Raw genomic sequence first — 15,694 nt, 5'->3', positions numbered from 1 at the left:
TACCTCCTCAGTATCCGTTATACCAGTCTGTCGTGATGAGCCTGAACCGCTCCCGCACCTCGTCCTCGGTCAGGCCGCAGTCCCAGCCGTCCCGGAACTCGGCGGCATAGATCGTGTTGAAATTGTCCACATTCAGGGGCTCCTGGGCCGGCAAGAGGAAAAACCGCTGCCCCGACTTGGCCCGGGCCAGGCGGTTGGTGCCGGTGAGCTTGTAGATGGTGAGGAAGCTCTCCGGCTCCGCCGTACCGCCCCGATCCCAGCGGGAGAAGGTCACCGCCCGCTCCCCGCCTCCCGGCAGGTCGGCCCGGGAGAGGGCCACATCATCTCCCCAGGTCTCCGGCAGGATGAAGTACCAGCCGTCCCGCTCGTTTTGATAGGTGGTGAATACCGGCACCGCCCGGCCCTCCGCGTCAAACTGGCGCCAGTGGATGAGCCAGAAATTCACCGAGGCGGTGGTGATCTTGTAATCGGTCAGGGGCACGGGCTGGGGCAGCTCCAGGATGCCGTCGCCATTGATGTCGCTGGCGGTGACCTGGTTGTAGTAGCGAATGGTCTCCCCGCTCTCCCCGGTGGCGGGATCCAGGGTGATATTTCTCAGCTTCCCATCCCGGCAGGTGAAGATATCGGTGATGGTGCCATTTTCGGCGTAGGAGGAGGTGACGAAGAGCGCGGGCACCCGATCCACCAGGTAGCCGCTTCGGATCCCGCCGTCGGCCACCGACGTGATGCCGCCGGACAGGGGGGCGGAGCCCGTCATGGACAGCACCCCGTCAAAATCGTAGAGCTCCGCCCGGGGCGGCGCGCCCACCGGGTTTCGGAGCACCACCAGCTCCTGCTGGCCGTCTCCGTCCAAATCAGCGGTCTTGTAGCTGACGTAGTCGGTGCGCAGCAGCTCCTCCACCTGGTCGGGGCCGATGGAGTAGGCGGCCAGAGAGTGGACGATATCGCTGATCTGCCAGCTGACCACGATCTCCTTGAAGGGCTCGTCGTCCAGCTGGACGTATTCCACACTGTTGATGGCGGCGCCGGCGCCCTCCACCCGGGTGAGCAGCTCGTACTCCTCCCCCACCTGGCGGAAAATGTAGATCTTCAGGGGTAGCTCCTCACTGGGCATGCGGAAGAAGGCCAGGGCCTCCTGCACGCCGTCTCCGTCCATGTCCTGGAGCTGGACGGACTGGATCAGGTCTCCCGACAGGGGCGCGGCATACTCGCCGCCGGCGGCGATGACCTCGCTGAGCCGGGCCTGAAGGGCGTTATAATCCGCCGGGGGCTGGGGAACGGTGTAGAGCTCGCCCACCGCCCGGAAAAAACAGCCCGTCAGGCAAAGGCACAAAAATGCCGCCAGAAAGACCACTTGGATCCTTCCCTTTTTCATCCCGCCGCCCCCTTTCTGAAAACAGTCTTTTTCACTAATTTTACAGTTTACCACAAATCGCAAAAAAATGGTATGCCTTCTCCAAAACTTTTTCCCTCTTTTTCTCCCTTTTCCGCCGTCAGCGCAAAGTCCTTGCCCTTTTTTCCTCCAGACGGTATAATACATCTTATATCTCATTCACTTCACGCCAGAGGAGGAACTGCTATGCGGATCGTCGTCATCGACGGACAGGGGGGCGGCCTGGGGGCCGACCTGGTGGCCCGGCTCAAGGCCCGGCTGGGGAAAAAGGCCCAGATCTGGGCCGTGGGGGCCAACGCCCTGGCCACCTCCGCCATGCTCCGGGCCGGCGCGGACAAGGGTGCCACCGGAGAGAACGCCGTGTGCTATAACGCCGCCCACGCCGACCTTATCATGGGCCCCATCGGCCTGCTCTCCGCCAACGCCCTCATGGGGGAGGTCAGCCCCGCCATGGCCGCCGCGATTTCCGCCGCCGACGCCCGGCGGATCCTCATCCCCATGTCCAGCTGCGGCGTGCTGGTGGCGGGCTCCACCGGCCGCAAGCTGGAGGAGCTACTGGAGGACGCGGTCTCCCTGGCGGAGCAGGAGGTGGCGCCATGAGCGTTTTGAAGACCATCCTGCCCCTCCACGCCCGGCGGTATCCCGGTATGGAGCCCCGGGACTATGTGAAGCTCCTCTACCAGAGCGAGTTCGGCCCCGGCCATTTAGTGGCCCAGGGGGAGGCGCTGGAGCGGCTCCAGGCGGAGCTGACCCAGGCCGGGGAGGAGGATTACCGTCCCGAATACCTCTCCGAGGCCATTGGCGGCGGACTGTGCCGGTTCCACCTGGATCCCCGCCGCCTCACCGGGGACGACCTGCCCCTGCTGGAGCGGTGCTTCACCCTCTCCGCCCGGCCCAGAGGTTCCCGCAGGGGCCTGTGGCAGAAGCTGGGAGAGCTCTCCGGCCTGGCCTGGGGCGGCGCCCTCCCCTTGGAGGCCCAGGAGCTGGAGCTCTTTCTGACCCTTTACGCGGCGGACGACTGTCCCCCTCTTCGCCACAGCGAGGGCTACCGGGAAGCCTACAGGCCCCACTACCGGGTCATCGACCGGGATCTGGCCCTCTACGCCCCCGCCCTGGGGGCCATCGGCGCCGCCCTCCAGGCCCATCCGGGGCCGGTGACGGTGGCGGTGGACGGCCGGTGCGCCGCGGGGAAGACCACCTTCGCCTCCCGTTGCGCCCAGCTCTTTGACGACTGCCAGGTCTTCCATATGGACGACTTCTTCCTCCCCCCGGAAAAGCGCACCCCCGAGCGGCTCGCCGCCCCCGGCGGCAACGTGGACTATGAGCGGGCCGCGGCGGAGCTTTTTGAGCCGCTCAGCCAGGGAGAGGCGGTGGCCCTTCGGGCCTTTGACTGCTCCAGCGGCACTCTGGATGCGCCCCGGGGCGTTCCCTGCGGCAGGCTCAACATCGTGGAGGGCAGCTATTCCCTCCACCCCGCTCTGGCCGGGTATTCCCAGGTACATATCTTCTTCACCTGCTCCCCGGAGGTACAGGAAGGGCGGCTGTCCCGCCGGGAGAGCCCGGAGCAGCTGGAGCGGTTCCGGACGCGCTGGATCCCTCTGGAGGAGGCCTATTTCCAGGGCCTCTCCATTCAGAACCAGTGCGATGTGACGGTGGACACCACCCGCCTGCCCACGGGAAAGGAGGCCCTATGACAGAAAAGGAGCGGATGCTCGCCGGCAAGCTCTATAAGGCCAGCGACCCGGAGCTGGAGGCCGACCACCTGCGCAAGTGGGAGCTGATCCGGCTCATCAACGCCGAACCAGACCGGCAAAAGCTCCCGGGGCTTTTCCGGGAACTGCTGGGCGCCCTTGGAGAGGACTCCTGGATCGAGCCTCCCTTTCACTGCGACTACGGCCCCCACATCCACATCGGAAAGCACTTTTACGCCAACTGCGACTGTATCTTCCTGGACGTGTGCGACATCACTATCGGGGACGACGTGTTCATCGCCCCCAGAGTCTGCATCTTCACCGCCACCCACCCCATCGACGCCGGCGTGCGCAACGCCGAGCTGGAATTCGGCCGGCCGGTGAAGATCGGCTCCTCGGTGTGGATCGGCGGCAACACCGTCGTCAATCCGGGGGTCACCATTGGGGACGACGTGGTCATCGGCTCGGGAAGTGTGGTGACAAAGGACATCCCCTCCCATGTCATCGCCGCCGGCAACCCCTGCCGGGTGCTGCGGCCCATCCGCGAGGATGACCGCCTTTACTGGGAGGCTCAGGCCGCGCAGTACGGCAGAGACAGGCAGGGTTGACAGCTCAGGATATTTTTGATAAGATACCCTCACTGAAAACCACCGCCACGAAGGCGGCACATCCCTTACATCCCCATGTCATCGAACGTCAGCGCCACGAAGGCGAAGGCTCTCCCCGGAGAGCCTCCTTCGTGGCGTTTTTTTGACGGAAAGGAGCCCTTTCATGCAGAAATTCTCCACCAAACAGCTGGTCTTCGCCGCACTCTGTGTGGCCCTGGGGGTAGTACTGCCCCAGGTCTTCCATGCCGTGCCCAATGCGGGGAACGTCCTGCTGCCCATGCACCTGCCCGTGCTGCTGTGCGGCCTCACCTGTGGCTGGCCCTACGGCCTGGCCTGCGGAGTTCTGACCCCCCTGCTGTCCCACCTGCTCACCGGGATGCCCGGGGCGGCCTATCTGCCCGCCATGCTCTGCGAGTTGGCGGCCTACGGCCTCATTTCCGGACTTCTCTCCCGCCTGATCCACACTGGGCGGCGCAGTCTCGACCTCTACGTCCAGCTGATCGGCGCGATGGTCATCGGCCGGGTGGTCTACGGCGTGATGAACGCCCTGGTGTTCCGGGCGGGGGCCTACTCCATGGAGCTCTTTCTCACCGCCGCCTTCGTCACCGCCCTGCCGGGTATCCTCATCCAGCTGATCCTTCTGCCCGGCCTGGTGCTGGTGCTGGAAAAGGCCGGGGTGCTGGAGCCCCCCTACCGGCGGGCCGCCGCCTGAACTCCCGGGACAGAAAGCGCGAAAAACCAGCTGTTTCACGAAGAAACAGCTGGTTTTTTTGATCTCTTTTTCCGTTCAGAGCTTCGCCCGATCTTCCCGGATGAGCAGCTTCACCGCCTCCACGCCCACCTCCAGGGCGGCGGAGAGGTCGTGGCTCTCTTTCTGATCCAGGCCGGCAGCCTCCCGCTCCTGGTTCCAGATCACGTGGAAACAGGAGCCGCACCGCACACCCAGAGCGGCGGCGCAGCAGAACAGGGCGGCGGACTCCATCTCGGAGGCCAATACCCCCAGCCGTTTCCACGCCTCCCATTTGTTCAGCAGCTCATAGCTGACGGGCATCCGCTTGGGGTCGTGCTGGCCGTAAAAGGAATCCTTGCACTGCACCACGCCGGCATGCCAGGGTTTGCCCAGGTTCTTGGCCGCCTGCACCAGCGCCTCCTGCACGGTATAGTCGCTCACCGCCGGGAACTCGATGGGGGCGTACTCCCGGCTGGCCCCCTCGTGGCGGATGGCGCCGGTGGCGATGACCACATCGTCGGACTGCACCTTCAGGGCAATGCCGCCGCAGGTGCCCACCCGGATGAAGGTGTCCGCGCCGATATTGTGGAGCTCCTCCATGGCGATGACCGCCGAGGGCCCGCCGATCCCGGTGGAACAGACGCTGACCTTCTCCCCCAGAAGCGTGCCGGTATAGACCACATACTCCCGGTTTTGCTGCACCTTTACCGGGTCGTCAAAGTAAGCGGCAATGATCTCGCACCGGCCGGGATCCCCTGGGAGAAAACAGTACCGGCCCACGTCCCCTTCCTTACATTTGATATGGAATTGCAGCTCATGCTCCTGCATAAAGACCGCCTCTTTTCTCACTCAATTGTCCAAAAAAGAAACTACACAGTATATCATATCACCGATTCGTCGTTTTTGCAAGTTCTGCACAAAAAAATTCTTCTCTTTTTCTTATTGTTGTCACTTATGGAAATATATGCCGAAATGGCTCACAAAATTTTTTCTTCTCTTGAAATGTGCAGTTTCGTTTGATACACTTTTGTTTATACCAAGGGTTCAAAAACCTCGCAAAAAGGAGATGGATCTATGCACATTGAGGATATGTTTTGGATCGGATTTGTGGGCGCCGTCGTGGCGCTCGTCTTTGCTTTTATGCAGAGAAACAAGGTTCTGAAGTTCTCAGAGGGCACGGAGCGAATGAAAAAACTGGCCGCCTCCATCCGGCAGGGCGCCAATGCCTACCTTCGCCGGCAGTATAAGACCGTATTTCTCATTTTTCTGATCGTCTTCGCCCTGCTGCTGGGCCTGGCCTATGCCGGGATGCTGGACAACTGGTTCATCCCCTTCGCCTTCCTCACCGGCGGCATCTACTCCGCCCTGAGCGGTTTTATCGGCATGAAAATCGCCACCAGCTCCAACGCCCGCACCGCCAACGCCGCCCACGAGAGCCTGAACCGGGGCCTGAACGTGGCCTTCTCCTCGGGTACCGTCATGGGCTTCACTGTGGTGGGCCTGGGCCTTCTGGACGTAACGGTGTGGTTCCACATCCTGCGCTATGGCGCCGGATATGACGCGGTGCAGATCGCCCAGACCATGGTCATGTTTGGCATGGGCGCCTCCTTCATGGCCCTCTTCGCCCGGGTGGGCGGCGGTATCTACACCAAGGCTGCCGACGTGGGCGCCGACCTGGTGGGCAAGGTGGAGGCCGGCATCCCCGAGGACGACCCCCGCAACCCCGCCACCATCGCCGACAATGTGGGTGACAATGTGGGCGACGTGGCCGGCATGGGAGCCGACCTCTACGAGAGCTATGTAGGCTCCATCCTGGCCACCTTCGCTCTGGGCGCCTCCGCCTTTGCCGCCGACGGCCTGGCCTGGCGGGCCATGCTGCTGCCCCTGGCGGTGGCCGTGGTGGGCGTGCTGTGCTCCCTGCTGGGCTCCTTCCTCATCAAGACCAGGGAGCAGGCCGACCAGCGCTCCCTGCTCCAGACGCTCCGCAAGGGCACCTACTCCGCCGCGGCCCTGGCCGCTGTGGTGTGCGCCCCGGTGACATACCTGCTCATGGGCTCCTTCCGGGCTTACATCGCCATTCTCATCGGCCTGGTGGCCGGCTGTGCCATTGGCTACTTTACCGAGGTTTACACCTCCGACACCTATAAGCCCACCCAGACCCTGGCCGCCGCTACCGAGACCGGCTCCGCCACCACCATCATCGGCGGCCTGAGCCTGGGTATGAAGTCTACCGCCGCCCCCATCGTCATCATCTCTGTGGCCATCATCGTGGCCTTCGTGGCCGCCGGCGGCAGCCTGAATACCGCCGACCAGGCCCTCTATGAGGGCAGCTTCGCCAGGGGCCTCTACGGCATCGGCATCGCCGCGGTGGGCATGCTCTCCACCCTGGGCATCACCCTGGCCACCGACGCTTACGGCCCCGTGGCCGACAACGCCGGCGGCATCGCCGAGATGGCGGGCCTGGGCGCCGAGGTGCGGGAGCGCACCGACGCGCTGGACTCCCTGGGCAACACCACCGCCGCCACCGGCAAGGGCTTCGCCATCGGCTCCGCCGCCCTCACCGCCCTGGCCCTGCTGGTGAGCTATGTGGACGTGGTCAAGGGCAAGACCGCCGCGCTCGATCTTGAGCTGACCAATCCCGCCGTGCTGGTGGGTATCTTCGTGGGCGTGATGCTCACCTTCGTCTTCGCCTCCCTCACCATGTCCGGCGTCCAGCGGGCAGCCCAGTCCATCGTGGTGGAGGTGCGCCGCCAGTTCCGGGACATCCCTGGCATCATGGACAGCGCCGCCGACCCGGACTACGCCTCCTGCGTAGATCTGTGCACCAAGGGCGCCCTTCACGAGATGGTCAAGCCCTCCCTGCTGGCCATCATCGTCCCCGTGGTCACCGGCCTTCTGCTGGGCCCTGAGGCCGTGGTGGGCCTGCTGGGCGGCGTCACCGTCTCCGGCTTCGCCCTGGCGGTGTTCATGTCCAACGCCGGCGGCGCCTGGGATAACGCCAAGAAGTACATCGAGACCGGCACCCATGGAGGCAAGGGCTCCGAGCAGCATAAGGCCGCCGTCATCGGCGACACGGTGGGCGATCCCTTTAAGGACACCGCCGGCCCCTCCCTGAACATTCTCATCAAGCTGTGCTCCACTGTCTCCATCGTCTTCTCCACCCTCATCGTCAGCTGCAATTTGACCGCCCTGCTGGGTTGAGGAGAGCCATAACAAAAAGGGACGCCGCTTACAAAGCGGCGTCCCTTTTTCTTTTACAGCCCCAGCTGATCCGCCACCTGGCGCAGGGTGACGGCGGAGGCGTGAAAGGCCCGGCTCTCCTCTGGCGACAGCTCGATCTCCAGCACCCGTTCCACCCCGGAGCGGCCCACCACGGCGGGAACGCTCATGCACAGATCCTCCACCCCGTAGAGCCCGCCCAGCTGGGCGGACACCGGAAGCACCGAGTGTTCGTCGCGCACGATGCACAGGGCAAGGCGCTTCACCGCGGCGGCGATGCCGTAATAGGTCGCTCCCTTCTTCTCAATGATCTCGTAGGCCGAGTCCCGTACATCCCGGTAGATGCGCTCCATGTTCTCCCGGTGGGCGGTGTGGCCGCACAGCTCGCAGAAATGATCCAGATCCACCCCGGAGACGTTAGCCCCGCTCCACACTGCCAGCTCGCTGTCCCCGTGCTCCCCCACGATGACGGCGTGGACGCTGCGGGCGTCCACGTTCAGGTGCTGACTGAGCAGGTACTTGAGCCGGGCGGTATCCAGCACGGTGCCGGAGCCGATGACCTGCCGGGCGGGGAGCCCTGAGAGCTTCTGAGCCACCCAGGTCAGGATGTCCACCGGATTGGAGACGATCAGCAGAATGGCCTCCCGGTTATAGCGAACGATCTGGGGAATGACGGACTTGAGTATGGCAACATTTTTGTGCACCAGATCCAATCGAGTCTCCTCAGGCTTCTGGTTGGCGCCCGCCGTGATAACGATGAGGGCGCACTCGCGCAGGTCGGGATAATCCCCGGCGAATATCTTCATGGGCCGAGCAAAGGGCAGGCCATGGGAGAGATCCATGGCCTCCCCCTCCGCCTTTTCCCGGTTCACGTCGATAAGCGCCAGCTCAGAAAAAACTCCGGTCTGGGTCAGGGCAAAGGCGATGGACGAACCCACAAAACCACAGCCGATAACGGCGGCCTTTTGGATGTTGACCATGGGACACGCTCCTTCCAACGAAATTTTTCATAGTATCCCCTGAAGAAAAGGGGCAATTCCTCAATTTCTTTTTTCCGAGCTATTGACAACGGCGGGAAAAGGTGTATGATATAGGCAGACAAACATATGAGCATTTATTCATATGTTTGTGAGAAAGGAGGCTTCCCTGTGGACGATATGAGAGAGCCCACCGCTGAAATGCAGGGGTGCGAAGCGGGCCACGACCACACGGAGGCGGTGCGCCGGGTCAGCGCGCAGCTGCCGGAGGACGACATCCTCTACGACCTGGCGGATCTCTTCCGCATCTTTGCCGATTCCACCCGCATCAAGATCCTCTACGCGCTGTACGAATCGGAGCTGTGCGTGGGAGCCATCACCCAGCTGCTGGGTATGACCCAGTCGGCGGTGTCCCACCAGCTCCGGGCGCTGAAGCAGTCCAAGCTGGTAAAGTACCGCCGGGAGGGCAAAACCATTTTCTACTCCCTGGCCGACGAGCACGTGGTGACCATCCTGGCGCAGGGTATGGAGCACATTGAGGAATAATAGGAGGACAACATGATGAAAAAGAAATTCAAGCTCATGGATCTGGACTGCGCCAACTGCGCGGCCAAAATGGAGGAGGCCATCAACCGCATCGACGGCGTCGGCGCCGCCACCGTCAGCTTCATTCAGCAGAAGCTCACCATCGAGGCCGACGACGCCCGGTTTGACGATATCATGGCCCAGGTGGTAAAGGTCTGCAAAAAGGTAGAACCCGACTGCACCATTCTTCTCTGAACATGACCTTCTGGGATAAGACCGCCAAGGTCTACGATCTGGCAGAGCGGCTCAACCGCAAGGCCAACGCCGAGACCGCCCGCCGGGTGGGCGCGCTCATCCCCCAGTGGGCTTCGGTATTGGACTGCGCCGCGGGCACGGGGGAATTTTCCCTGGCGGCCGCGGAGCGGGCGGGGGCGGTGATGTGCACCGACCTCTCCCCCGCCATGCTCGCCAGAGCGGAGAAGAAGGCCAGGCGCCGGGGAAAGAACAACATCTCCTTTTCCCTGCGGGACTTGACCGCCCTGCCTGAGGGGGACGGCACCTATAATGTGGTCATCGCCGCCAACGTGCTCCACCTCCTGCTGCGGCCGGAGGAGGCAGTGCGGGAGCTGTGGCGGGTCACCGCCCCCGGCGGGATGCTCATCCTGCCCACCTATCTCCAGGGGGAGACCAGCGCCCTCTTCCGGCCTTTCCTCTCCCTCTACCAGTATTTCGGCTTCCGGCCCTACTGGAAATTCACCCTGGGCTCCTACCGGGCCTTCCTTCTGGATATGGGCCTGCCGGTGCAGGTCAGCCGGGTGGTGGGCGCGCTTCCGGTGGGTCTGGCCGTATGCCAAAAGCCCGACTGATCCCAAGGAGGGACGTACTATGAACAAAAAGCAAAAACACACCCTGTGGCGTATCCTCATCGCCGCCGCCCTTCTTGTGGCGGCGGTGCCGGCGTCCTCCAGGCTGCCCATCCCCGCCATCCTCCTCTATCTCATCCCCTATTTCACCATCGGCTGGGACATTTTGTGGAAGGCCATCCGCAACATCGCCCACGGCCAGGTCTTTGACGAGAACTTTCTCATGGCCATCGCCACCGTGGGAGCTGTGGCCATCGGAGAGTATCCGGAGGCGGTCTTCGTCATGCTCTTTTACCAGGTGGGCGAGCTGTTCCAGGCGGTGGCCGTGGGCCGCTCCCGGCAGTCCATCGCCGCCCTCATGGACATCCGTCCCGAGGAGGCCAATGTGGAACGGGACGGCGTGGTGGAGACCGTAGACCCTGACGAGGTGGCGGTGGGCGAGACCATCGTCATCAAGCCCGGCGAGCGGGTGCCCATCGACGGGGTCATCCTGGAGGGCAGCTCCACCCTGAATACCGCCGCCCTCACCGGAGAATCTCTCCCCCGTGATGTGGCCCCCGGAGACGATGTGATCTCCGGCTGCGTCAACCTCTCCGGGCTTCTCCGTGTGCGCACCACCAAGGCCTTTGAGGACTCCACCGTGGCGAAGATCCTCGACCTGGTGGAAAACTCCACCGCCAAAAAGGCCAGGGCGGAGCAGTTTATCACCCGCTTCGCCCGGTACTATACCCCCGCGGTGGTCATCGGGGCCGTACTGCTGGCCATCCTCCCGCCCCTGCTGGGCGGCGGTGCATGGAGCAAGTGGTTTGAGCAGGCCCTCATCTTCCTGGTCATCTCCTGTCCCTGCGCCCTGGTCATCTCGGTGCCCCTCACCTTCTTCGGCGGCATCGGCGGCTGCTCCAAGGCGGGTATTCTGGTCAAGGGCAGCAACTATCTGGAGGCCCTGGCCCGGGCCGAGATCGTGGTCTTCGATAAGACGGGCACCCTGACCCTGGGCGTGTTCAACGTCACCGCCATCCATCCCCAGGCATGCAGTGAGGCCCGCCTTCTGGAGCTGGCCGCCCTGGCGGAGAGCTGGTCGAACCACCCCATCGCCCGCTCCCTGCGGGACGCCTGGAACAAGGAGCTGGACAGCAGCCGGGTGGACAATGTGGCCGAGATCACCGGCCGGGGCGTGAAGGCCGACGTGGATGGGCAGACCGTCTATGTGGGCAGCGGCAAGCTCATGGAGGACTGCGGCGTCAGCTGGCACCCCTGCCACCAGGTGGGCACCACCGTCCACGTGGCCAGCCAGGGGGAATACCTGGGCCACATCGTCATCTCCGACGCGGTGAAGTCCGACGCCAAACCGGCGATCGCCGGGCTGAAGCGCTCCGGCGTGCGCAAGACCGTCATGCTCACCGGCGACGCCCAGGACGTGGGCGAGGCGGTGGGCGCCGAGCTGGGCCTGGACGAGGTGCACGCCCAGCTCCTCCCCGCTGACAAGGTGGAGCGGGTGGAGTCCCTGCTGGCGGAAAAGACGCCCAAGGGCGTGTTGGTCTTCGTGGGGGACGGCATCAACGACGCTCCCGTCCTCTCCCGGGCCGATGTGGGCGTGGCCATGGGCGCCCTGGGCAGCGACGCCGCCATTGAGGCCGCCGACGTGGTGCTCATGGACGACAAGCCCTCCAAGCTCTCCCAGGCCATCGCCATGGCCCGGAGAACCCTGCGCATCGCCAACCAGAACATCGTCTTCGCCCTGGCGGTGAAGGCCGTCTTCCTGCTGATGGGCATTTTCGGCGTGGCCAATATGTGGGAGGCCACCTTCGCCGACGTGGGCGTCAGCGTCATCGCCATCCTCAACGCCACCCGGGCCCTGAAGCTGACCGGGGACATATGAGCAAGCGCTCATTTTACAAATTTCCGGAAATCGGATATAATAGCCAAATAGGGCTATTATATCCGATTTTTTATGGAGGCGGGCGCCCGTGAAACAGCAGCTTTTGTTTGCCCTGGCCCAGGAATACGCCAGCTTTTACCTCTATGAGGAGACGACCCTCTCCCAGCGGGCCGGCCGGCTCCGCCGGGACTTGCCCGGGGCGGAGCTTCTCTACTCCGTGAAATGCAACCCCGCCCCCGCGGTGCTTCGCACCCTTTTCGCCCGGGGCTTCGAGGCCGACGCCGCCAGTCTGGAGGAGGTAAAGCTCGCCGCCCGTCTGGGCCTGGTGCCCCATGAAATCTACTACTCCGCCCCCGGTAAAAGTCAGGCCGACCTGGCCGCCGCCCTGGCCCTGTCCACCGTGGTGGCCGACAGTCTGGGGGAGGTCGACCGCATCCAGGCCATCGCCAAGCGAATGGACAAAAGGGTCTCCATCGGCCTGCGCCTCAACCCCGACTACAGCTTCGGCGGCGGGGAAGGCGCACCCTCCAAATTCGGTGTGGACGAGCTTCAGGCCCTGGAGGCGCTGGCACAGGAGGGCCGCTGGCCCAATGTGCGGGTGACGGGCCTCCATGTCCATCTCCGCAGCCAGGAGCTGCGCGCGCCGGTATTGTGTGAATACTACGAGGCCCTTCTGGCCCTGGCCCTGCGGTTCCAGACCCTTCTGGGCCGGAGCCTGGACTTTCTCAACTTGGGCTCCGGTCTGGGCATCCCCTACGCCCCAGAGGACGCCGAGCTGGATACCGCCGCCCTGGGGGAGACCCTCCAGGCCCTGAAGACCCGGCTGCCCCAGACCCGCCTTCTTCTGGAGACGGGCCGGTATGTGGCGGGGCCCAGCGGCGTCTACGTGACCCGGGTCATGGACAAGAAGGTGTCCCGGGGCGAGACCTTTGTGATCCTGAACGCCACCCTCAACGGCTTCCTGCGGCCCTGTCTGGCCCGGATGGCGGAGGGCTATTCCCCCCACCCTGCCCCCTGCGAGCCCCTCTTCACCTGCACCGAGCCCTTCCGGCTGCTGGCCCTCAGCGCCGCGGCGGAGACCGAGACGGTGACCCTGGTGGGCAGTCTGTGCACCGCCGCCGACGTCATCGCCCGGGACGTGACCCTGCCCCGGCTGGAGGTGGGGGACGCGGTGGCCCTCACCCACGCCGGAAGCTATGGCGCCACCCTCTCCCCCACCCTCTTCTCCTCCCAAGTCCCTCCCGCCCAACTTTTCCTGACCCAGGAGGGACAGGTGGAGGACGCCACCCTGCTGTAAAAAAGGAGGCCCCTTATGCGCAAACGTCTGTATGCCGTCTTTTTCGCGGCCCTGCTGCTCCTGCCCGGGTGCCGCCAGGCCCCAAAGCAGGAGGACAGCGCCCTCCATATCCTGTGTACCACCTACCCGCTCTATCTCTTTACCACCGACCTCACCGGGGGGGTGGAGGACGTGGAGGTGACGCTTTTGGTCAACTCCCAGACCTCCTGTCTCCACGACTACACCCTGACGGTGGAGGACATGAAGGCCATTGAGGGGGCCGACGTGATCGTCATAAACGGCGCGGGGCTGGAGGATTTTATGGCCGACGCCCTGGCCGCCTCCGATGCGGCGGTCATCGACTGCTCCGAGGGGATCGACCTGCTGCCCACCTTAGAGCATGCGGGACACGACGGCCACGACCACGAGGAGGAGTATGACCCCCACTACTGGATGGATCCTCTGTGGGGCCTCATGGTCAGGAACAGTCTGTGTTCGGCTCTGGAGGAGTACACCGGGCCCATCAGCCCCCATACGGACTACCAGCTCCCGGATCCCAGGGAGCTTTTGGGGGAGCTGTCCTGTCCCTATCTCATCACCTTCCACGATGGGTTCCAGTACTTTGCCGACGCCTGCTCCCTGACCCTTCTCAAGGCCATCGAGGAGGAGGAAGGCTCCACCGCCTCCGCCGCCGAGATCAAAGAGATCGCGGCCCTCATCGAGGAATACCACATCCCCGCCATCTTCGTGGAGAAAAACGGCTCCCGGGCCACGGCGGAGGTCATCGCCCGGGAGACGGGCTGCGAAATTTACGAGCTGGACATGCTCATGTCCGGCCAGGAGACGGGCTTTCCCGCCTATCTCAACGCTCTGCACGCCAACATAGAAACCGTCCGGGAGGCTCTCCAATGAGTATTCACAAGCACGAAAACTGTAATGGCTGCGAAGGGCTGTGCTGCCTGGAGCTGAAGGAGGTGGGGGTCAGCGTGGGAGAGGCGGAGCTGCTCCACAACGTCTCCTTCCACCTCCACTGCGGGGAGATCGCCGCCCTCATCGGCCCCAACGGGGCGGGGAAGTCCTCCCTCTTTAAGGCCATTTTGGGGCAGCTGCCCCACTCCGGCGACATCCGCTTCCAGCGCTCCGACGGTAAGAAGAGCCGCCCCGTTATCGGCTATGTGCCCCAGTCTCCCGCCTTTGACCGGGGGGATCCGGTGAGCGTGCTGGACTTCTTCGCCGCCGCGGTGGCGGACTGGCCTGTGTTCCTCCCCATCCCGCAAAAGCTCCGGGAGCGGGTGCGCCAGTGTCTGGAGCGCACCCACGCCGAGGGCCTGATGGACAAGCGCGTCGGCGCCCTGTCCGGAGGGGAGCTACAGCGGGTGCTCATGGCCCTGGCCCTGGAGCCGGTGCCCCACATCCTCATCCTGGACGAGCCTCTGTCCGGGGTGGACATCGACGGGGAGCGCCAGCTTCTGGACATGCTGGACGAGCTGCGGGACAAGTATGACCTGTCCATCCTCCTGTCCACCCATGATTTCGCCACACTGGAGAGCTTTGCCGACAAGGTCATCCTCCTGCAAAACACCGTTCTGGCCGTGGGCGGGCCGGGAGAAGTCCTCTCCTCCTCCGCTTTTGCGCAGGTCTTCCGCCTGCGCCTGGGAAAGGGGGCGGTGTGATGGCGCTGTGGTATTCCCTGGTGGCTCTGCTCCCCTTTGAGTGGGCCCAGCCGGGACATCTGTTCTTTATGAAAAACGCCCTGCTGGCCGTACTGGTCATCGCCCCCCTCTTCGGTCTTCTCTCCACCATGGTGGTGCAAAGCCGCATGAGCTTCTTCTCCGACGCCCTGGGCCACTCCGCCTTTACCGGCATTGCCATCGGCTCCCTGTGCGGCCTGGGAGAACCCATGTGGGCCGCGGTGGCCTTCGCCCTGGTGTTTTCCCTGCTGTTCACCCTCATCCGCCGCAAAAGCGCCCTGGCCAGCGACACGGTCATCGGGGTCTTCTCCTCCACCGCCGTGGCCCTGGGCATCTTCATCGCCACCCTGGGGGGCGGCTCCTTCACCAAATTCAATGCCCTGCTCATCGGCGATATCCTGAGCGTGGAGCCGGCCAAGATCGCCCTGCTGGCCGGGATCCTGGCGGTCATTCTGGTGCTGTGGGTCTGCGCCTACAACACCCTCCTCCTCTCCGCCCTCCACCCCGCCCTGGCGGACAGCCGGGGCGTGAAGGTCTTCTGGCAGGAGGCGGTCTTGAACGCCGCCATCGCCGTGGTGGTCACCCTGTCCATGACCTGGGTGGGCCTGCTGGTCATCAACTCCCTGCTGGTGCTCCCCGCCGCCTCCGCCCGAAACCTGGCCCGGAACACCCGGCAGTATCACCTCTTCTCCGTGGCGGGCGCTCTGCTCTGCTCCGTGGCGGGGCTGATGACCTCCTATTACATCGGCGCCTCCGCCGGGGCGGCCATCACCCTGTATCTGGCGGTATACTTCGCCCTGTCCATGATCTTCCGGCGAAAATAAATAAAAAAAGCTCCGAGC

Annotated in this window: 16 protein-coding genes; 13 read left to right on the top strand and 3 right to left on the bottom strand. The window is 64.0% G+C overall.

The features are described 5' to 3' along the window. Window positions 1–7: 7 nt before the first annotated feature. A complete protein-coding gene (locus NFR87_RS05465; protein WP_251447473.1) occupies window positions 8–1,375 on the bottom strand; it encodes a hypothetical protein in 1,368 nt (455 codons plus the stop codon). 204 nt (window positions 1,376–1,579) lie between these two features. Between NFR87_RS05465 and NFR87_RS05460 the strand changes: the two genes are divergently transcribed. The 4 genes from NFR87_RS05460 (at window position 1,580) to NFR87_RS05445 (ending at window position 4,404) form a co-directional block, all read left to right on the top strand. After that, a complete protein-coding gene (locus tag NFR87_RS05460; protein ID WP_251447471.1) occupies window positions 1,580–1,993 on the top strand; it encodes a DUF3842 family protein in 414 nt (137 codons plus the stop codon). Beyond that, entirely contained in the window at window positions 1,990–3,087 is a 1,098-nt protein-coding gene (locus NFR87_RS05455) for a uridine kinase family protein (protein WP_251447469.1), read from the top strand. Before NFR87_RS05460 ends, NFR87_RS05455 begins: the two co-directional genes overlap by 4 nt. Further along, window positions 3,084–3,692, top strand: a complete 609-nt coding sequence (locus NFR87_RS05450) for a sugar O-acetyltransferase (RefSeq protein ID WP_251447465.1) — start codon at window positions 3,084–3,086, stop codon at window positions 3,690–3,692. The genes NFR87_RS05455 and NFR87_RS05450 overlap by 4 nt, the downstream gene beginning before the upstream one ends. Before the next feature lie 163 nt (window positions 3,693–3,855). Beyond that, complete coding sequence (locus NFR87_RS05445; RefSeq protein ID WP_251447463.1) at window positions 3,856–4,404, top strand: ECF transporter S component; 549 nt, start codon at window positions 3,856–3,858, stop codon at window positions 4,402–4,404. 75 nt (window positions 4,405–4,479) lie between these two features. On the opposite strand, the gene udp is transcribed toward NFR87_RS05445, so the two are convergent. Beyond that, window positions 4,480–5,250: a uridine phosphorylase gene (udp, locus tag NFR87_RS05440; RefSeq protein WP_251447460.1), complete on the bottom strand. Its 771-nt coding sequence runs from the start codon at window positions 5,248–5,250 to the stop codon at window positions 4,480–4,482. 246 nt (window positions 5,251–5,496) lie between these two features. Here udp and NFR87_RS05435 point away from each other — a divergent pair, with 246 nt between their 5' ends. Beyond that, window positions 5,497–7,623 carry a sodium-translocating pyrophosphatase gene (locus NFR87_RS05435; protein WP_251447457.1) on the top strand — a complete coding sequence of 709 codons (2,127 nt, stop codon included), beginning with the start codon at window positions 5,497–5,499 and terminating at the stop codon, window positions 7,621–7,623. 53 nt (window positions 7,624–7,676) lie between these two features. Here NFR87_RS05435 and NFR87_RS05430 read toward each other — a convergent pair whose 3' ends face one another. Next, window positions 7,677–8,621 (bottom strand): L-lactate dehydrogenase, encoded by a 945-nt coding sequence (locus tag NFR87_RS05430; protein ID WP_251447454.1) that lies wholly within the window; start codon window positions 8,619–8,621, stop codon window positions 7,677–7,679. 177 nt (window positions 8,622–8,798) lie between these two features. Here NFR87_RS05430 and NFR87_RS05425 point away from each other — a divergent pair, with 177 nt between their 5' ends. From NFR87_RS05425 to NFR87_RS05390, 8 genes are all read left to right on the top strand, one after another. Continuing rightward, window positions 8,799–9,164, top strand: coding sequence for an ArsR/SmtB family transcription factor (locus tag NFR87_RS05425; RefSeq protein ID WP_251447491.1), 366 nt, complete (start codon window positions 8,799–8,801; stop codon window positions 9,162–9,164). Between the two features lie 15 nt (window positions 9,165–9,179). Next, a complete protein-coding gene (locus NFR87_RS05420; RefSeq protein ID WP_251447451.1) occupies window positions 9,180–9,398 on the top strand; it encodes a heavy-metal-associated domain-containing protein in 219 nt (72 codons plus the stop codon). 2 nt (window positions 9,399–9,400) lie between these two features. Further along, the gene (locus NFR87_RS05415; protein ID WP_251447448.1) at window positions 9,401–10,009 is read left to right on the top strand and encodes a class I SAM-dependent methyltransferase; all 609 of its coding nucleotides are present in this window, start codon (window positions 9,401–9,403) and stop codon (window positions 10,007–10,009) included. A 19-nt stretch (window positions 10,010–10,028) separates the two neighbouring features. Beyond that, entirely contained in the window at window positions 10,029–11,885 is a 1,857-nt protein-coding gene (locus NFR87_RS05410; RefSeq protein ID WP_251447445.1) for a heavy metal translocating P-type ATPase, read from the top strand. Window positions 11,886–11,973: 88 nt separating this feature from the next. After that, on the top strand, window positions 11,974–13,182 hold the full coding sequence (locus NFR87_RS05405; RefSeq protein ID WP_251447442.1) for a type III PLP-dependent enzyme domain-containing protein: 1,209 nt from the start codon (window positions 11,974–11,976) through the stop codon (window positions 13,180–13,182). 15 nt (window positions 13,183–13,197) lie between these two features. After that, the gene (locus NFR87_RS05400) at window positions 13,198–14,073 is read left to right on the top strand and encodes a metal ABC transporter substrate-binding protein (protein WP_251447439.1); all 876 of its coding nucleotides are present in this window, start codon (window positions 13,198–13,200) and stop codon (window positions 14,071–14,073) included. Beyond that, window positions 14,070–14,834: a metal ABC transporter ATP-binding protein gene (locus NFR87_RS05395; RefSeq protein WP_251447436.1), complete on the top strand. Its 765-nt coding sequence runs from the start codon at window positions 14,070–14,072 to the stop codon at window positions 14,832–14,834. Before NFR87_RS05400 ends, NFR87_RS05395 begins: the two co-directional genes overlap by 4 nt. Continuing rightward, a complete protein-coding gene (locus tag NFR87_RS05390) occupies window positions 14,834–15,676 on the top strand; it encodes a metal ABC transporter permease (protein WP_251447433.1) in 843 nt (280 codons plus the stop codon). Before NFR87_RS05395 ends, NFR87_RS05390 begins: the two co-directional genes overlap by 1 nt. Window positions 15,677–15,694: the final 18 nt, after the last annotated feature.

Origin of the sequence: Vermiculatibacterium agrestimuris (assembly GCF_943193085.1) — a bacterium.
Lineage (GTDB): Bacteria > Bacillota > Clostridia > Oscillospirales > Oscillospiraceae > Vermiculatibacterium > Vermiculatibacterium agrestimuris.
This window is presented reverse-complemented; position numbering and strand designations above follow the sequence as displayed.

What these genes read in the sequence shown, in the direction of transcription:
- NFR87_RS05420 (WP_251447451.1), top strand. Translation starts at nt 9,180, where the DNA reads ATGAAAAAGAAATTCAAGCTCATGGATCTGGACTGCGCCAACTGCGCG.
- NFR87_RS05390 (WP_251447433.1), top strand. Translation starts at nt 14,834, where the DNA reads ATGGCGCTGTGGTATTCCCTGGTGGCTCTGCTCCCCTTTGAGTGGGCC.
- udp (WP_251447460.1), bottom strand. Translation starts at nt 5,250, where the DNA reads ATGCAGGAGCATGAGCTGCAATTCCATATCAAATGTAAGGAAGGGGAC.
- NFR87_RS05395 (WP_251447436.1), top strand. Translation starts at nt 14,070, where the DNA reads ATGAGTATTCACAAGCACGAAAACTGTAATGGCTGCGAAGGGCTGTGC.
- NFR87_RS05450 (WP_251447465.1), top strand. Translation starts at nt 3,084, where the DNA reads ATGACAGAAAAGGAGCGGATGCTCGCCGGCAAGCTCTATAAGGCCAGC.
- NFR87_RS05465 (WP_251447473.1), bottom strand. Translation starts at nt 1,375, where the DNA reads ATGAAAAAGGGAAGGATCCAAGTGGTCTTTCTGGCGGCATTTTTGTGC.
- NFR87_RS05425 (WP_251447491.1), top strand. Translation starts at nt 8,799, where the DNA reads ATGAGAGAGCCCACCGCTGAAATGCAGGGGTGCGAAGCGGGCCACGAC.
- NFR87_RS05460 (WP_251447471.1), top strand. Translation starts at nt 1,580, where the DNA reads ATGCGGATCGTCGTCATCGACGGACAGGGGGGCGGCCTGGGGGCCGAC.
- NFR87_RS05435 (WP_251447457.1), top strand. Translation starts at nt 5,497, where the DNA reads ATGCACATTGAGGATATGTTTTGGATCGGATTTGTGGGCGCCGTCGTG.
- NFR87_RS05400 (WP_251447439.1), top strand. Translation starts at nt 13,198, where the DNA reads ATGCGCAAACGTCTGTATGCCGTCTTTTTCGCGGCCCTGCTGCTCCTG.
- NFR87_RS05415 (WP_251447448.1), top strand. Translation starts at nt 9,401, where the DNA reads ATGACCTTCTGGGATAAGACCGCCAAGGTCTACGATCTGGCAGAGCGG.
- NFR87_RS05430 (WP_251447454.1), bottom strand. Translation starts at nt 8,621, where the DNA reads ATGGTCAACATCCAAAAGGCCGCCGTTATCGGCTGTGGTTTTGTGGGT.
- NFR87_RS05455 (WP_251447469.1), top strand. Translation starts at nt 1,990, where the DNA reads ATGAGCGTTTTGAAGACCATCCTGCCCCTCCACGCCCGGCGGTATCCC.
- NFR87_RS05410 (WP_251447445.1), top strand. Translation starts at nt 10,029, where the DNA reads ATGAACAAAAAGCAAAAACACACCCTGTGGCGTATCCTCATCGCCGCC.
- NFR87_RS05445 (WP_251447463.1), top strand. Translation starts at nt 3,856, where the DNA reads ATGCAGAAATTCTCCACCAAACAGCTGGTCTTCGCCGCACTCTGTGTG.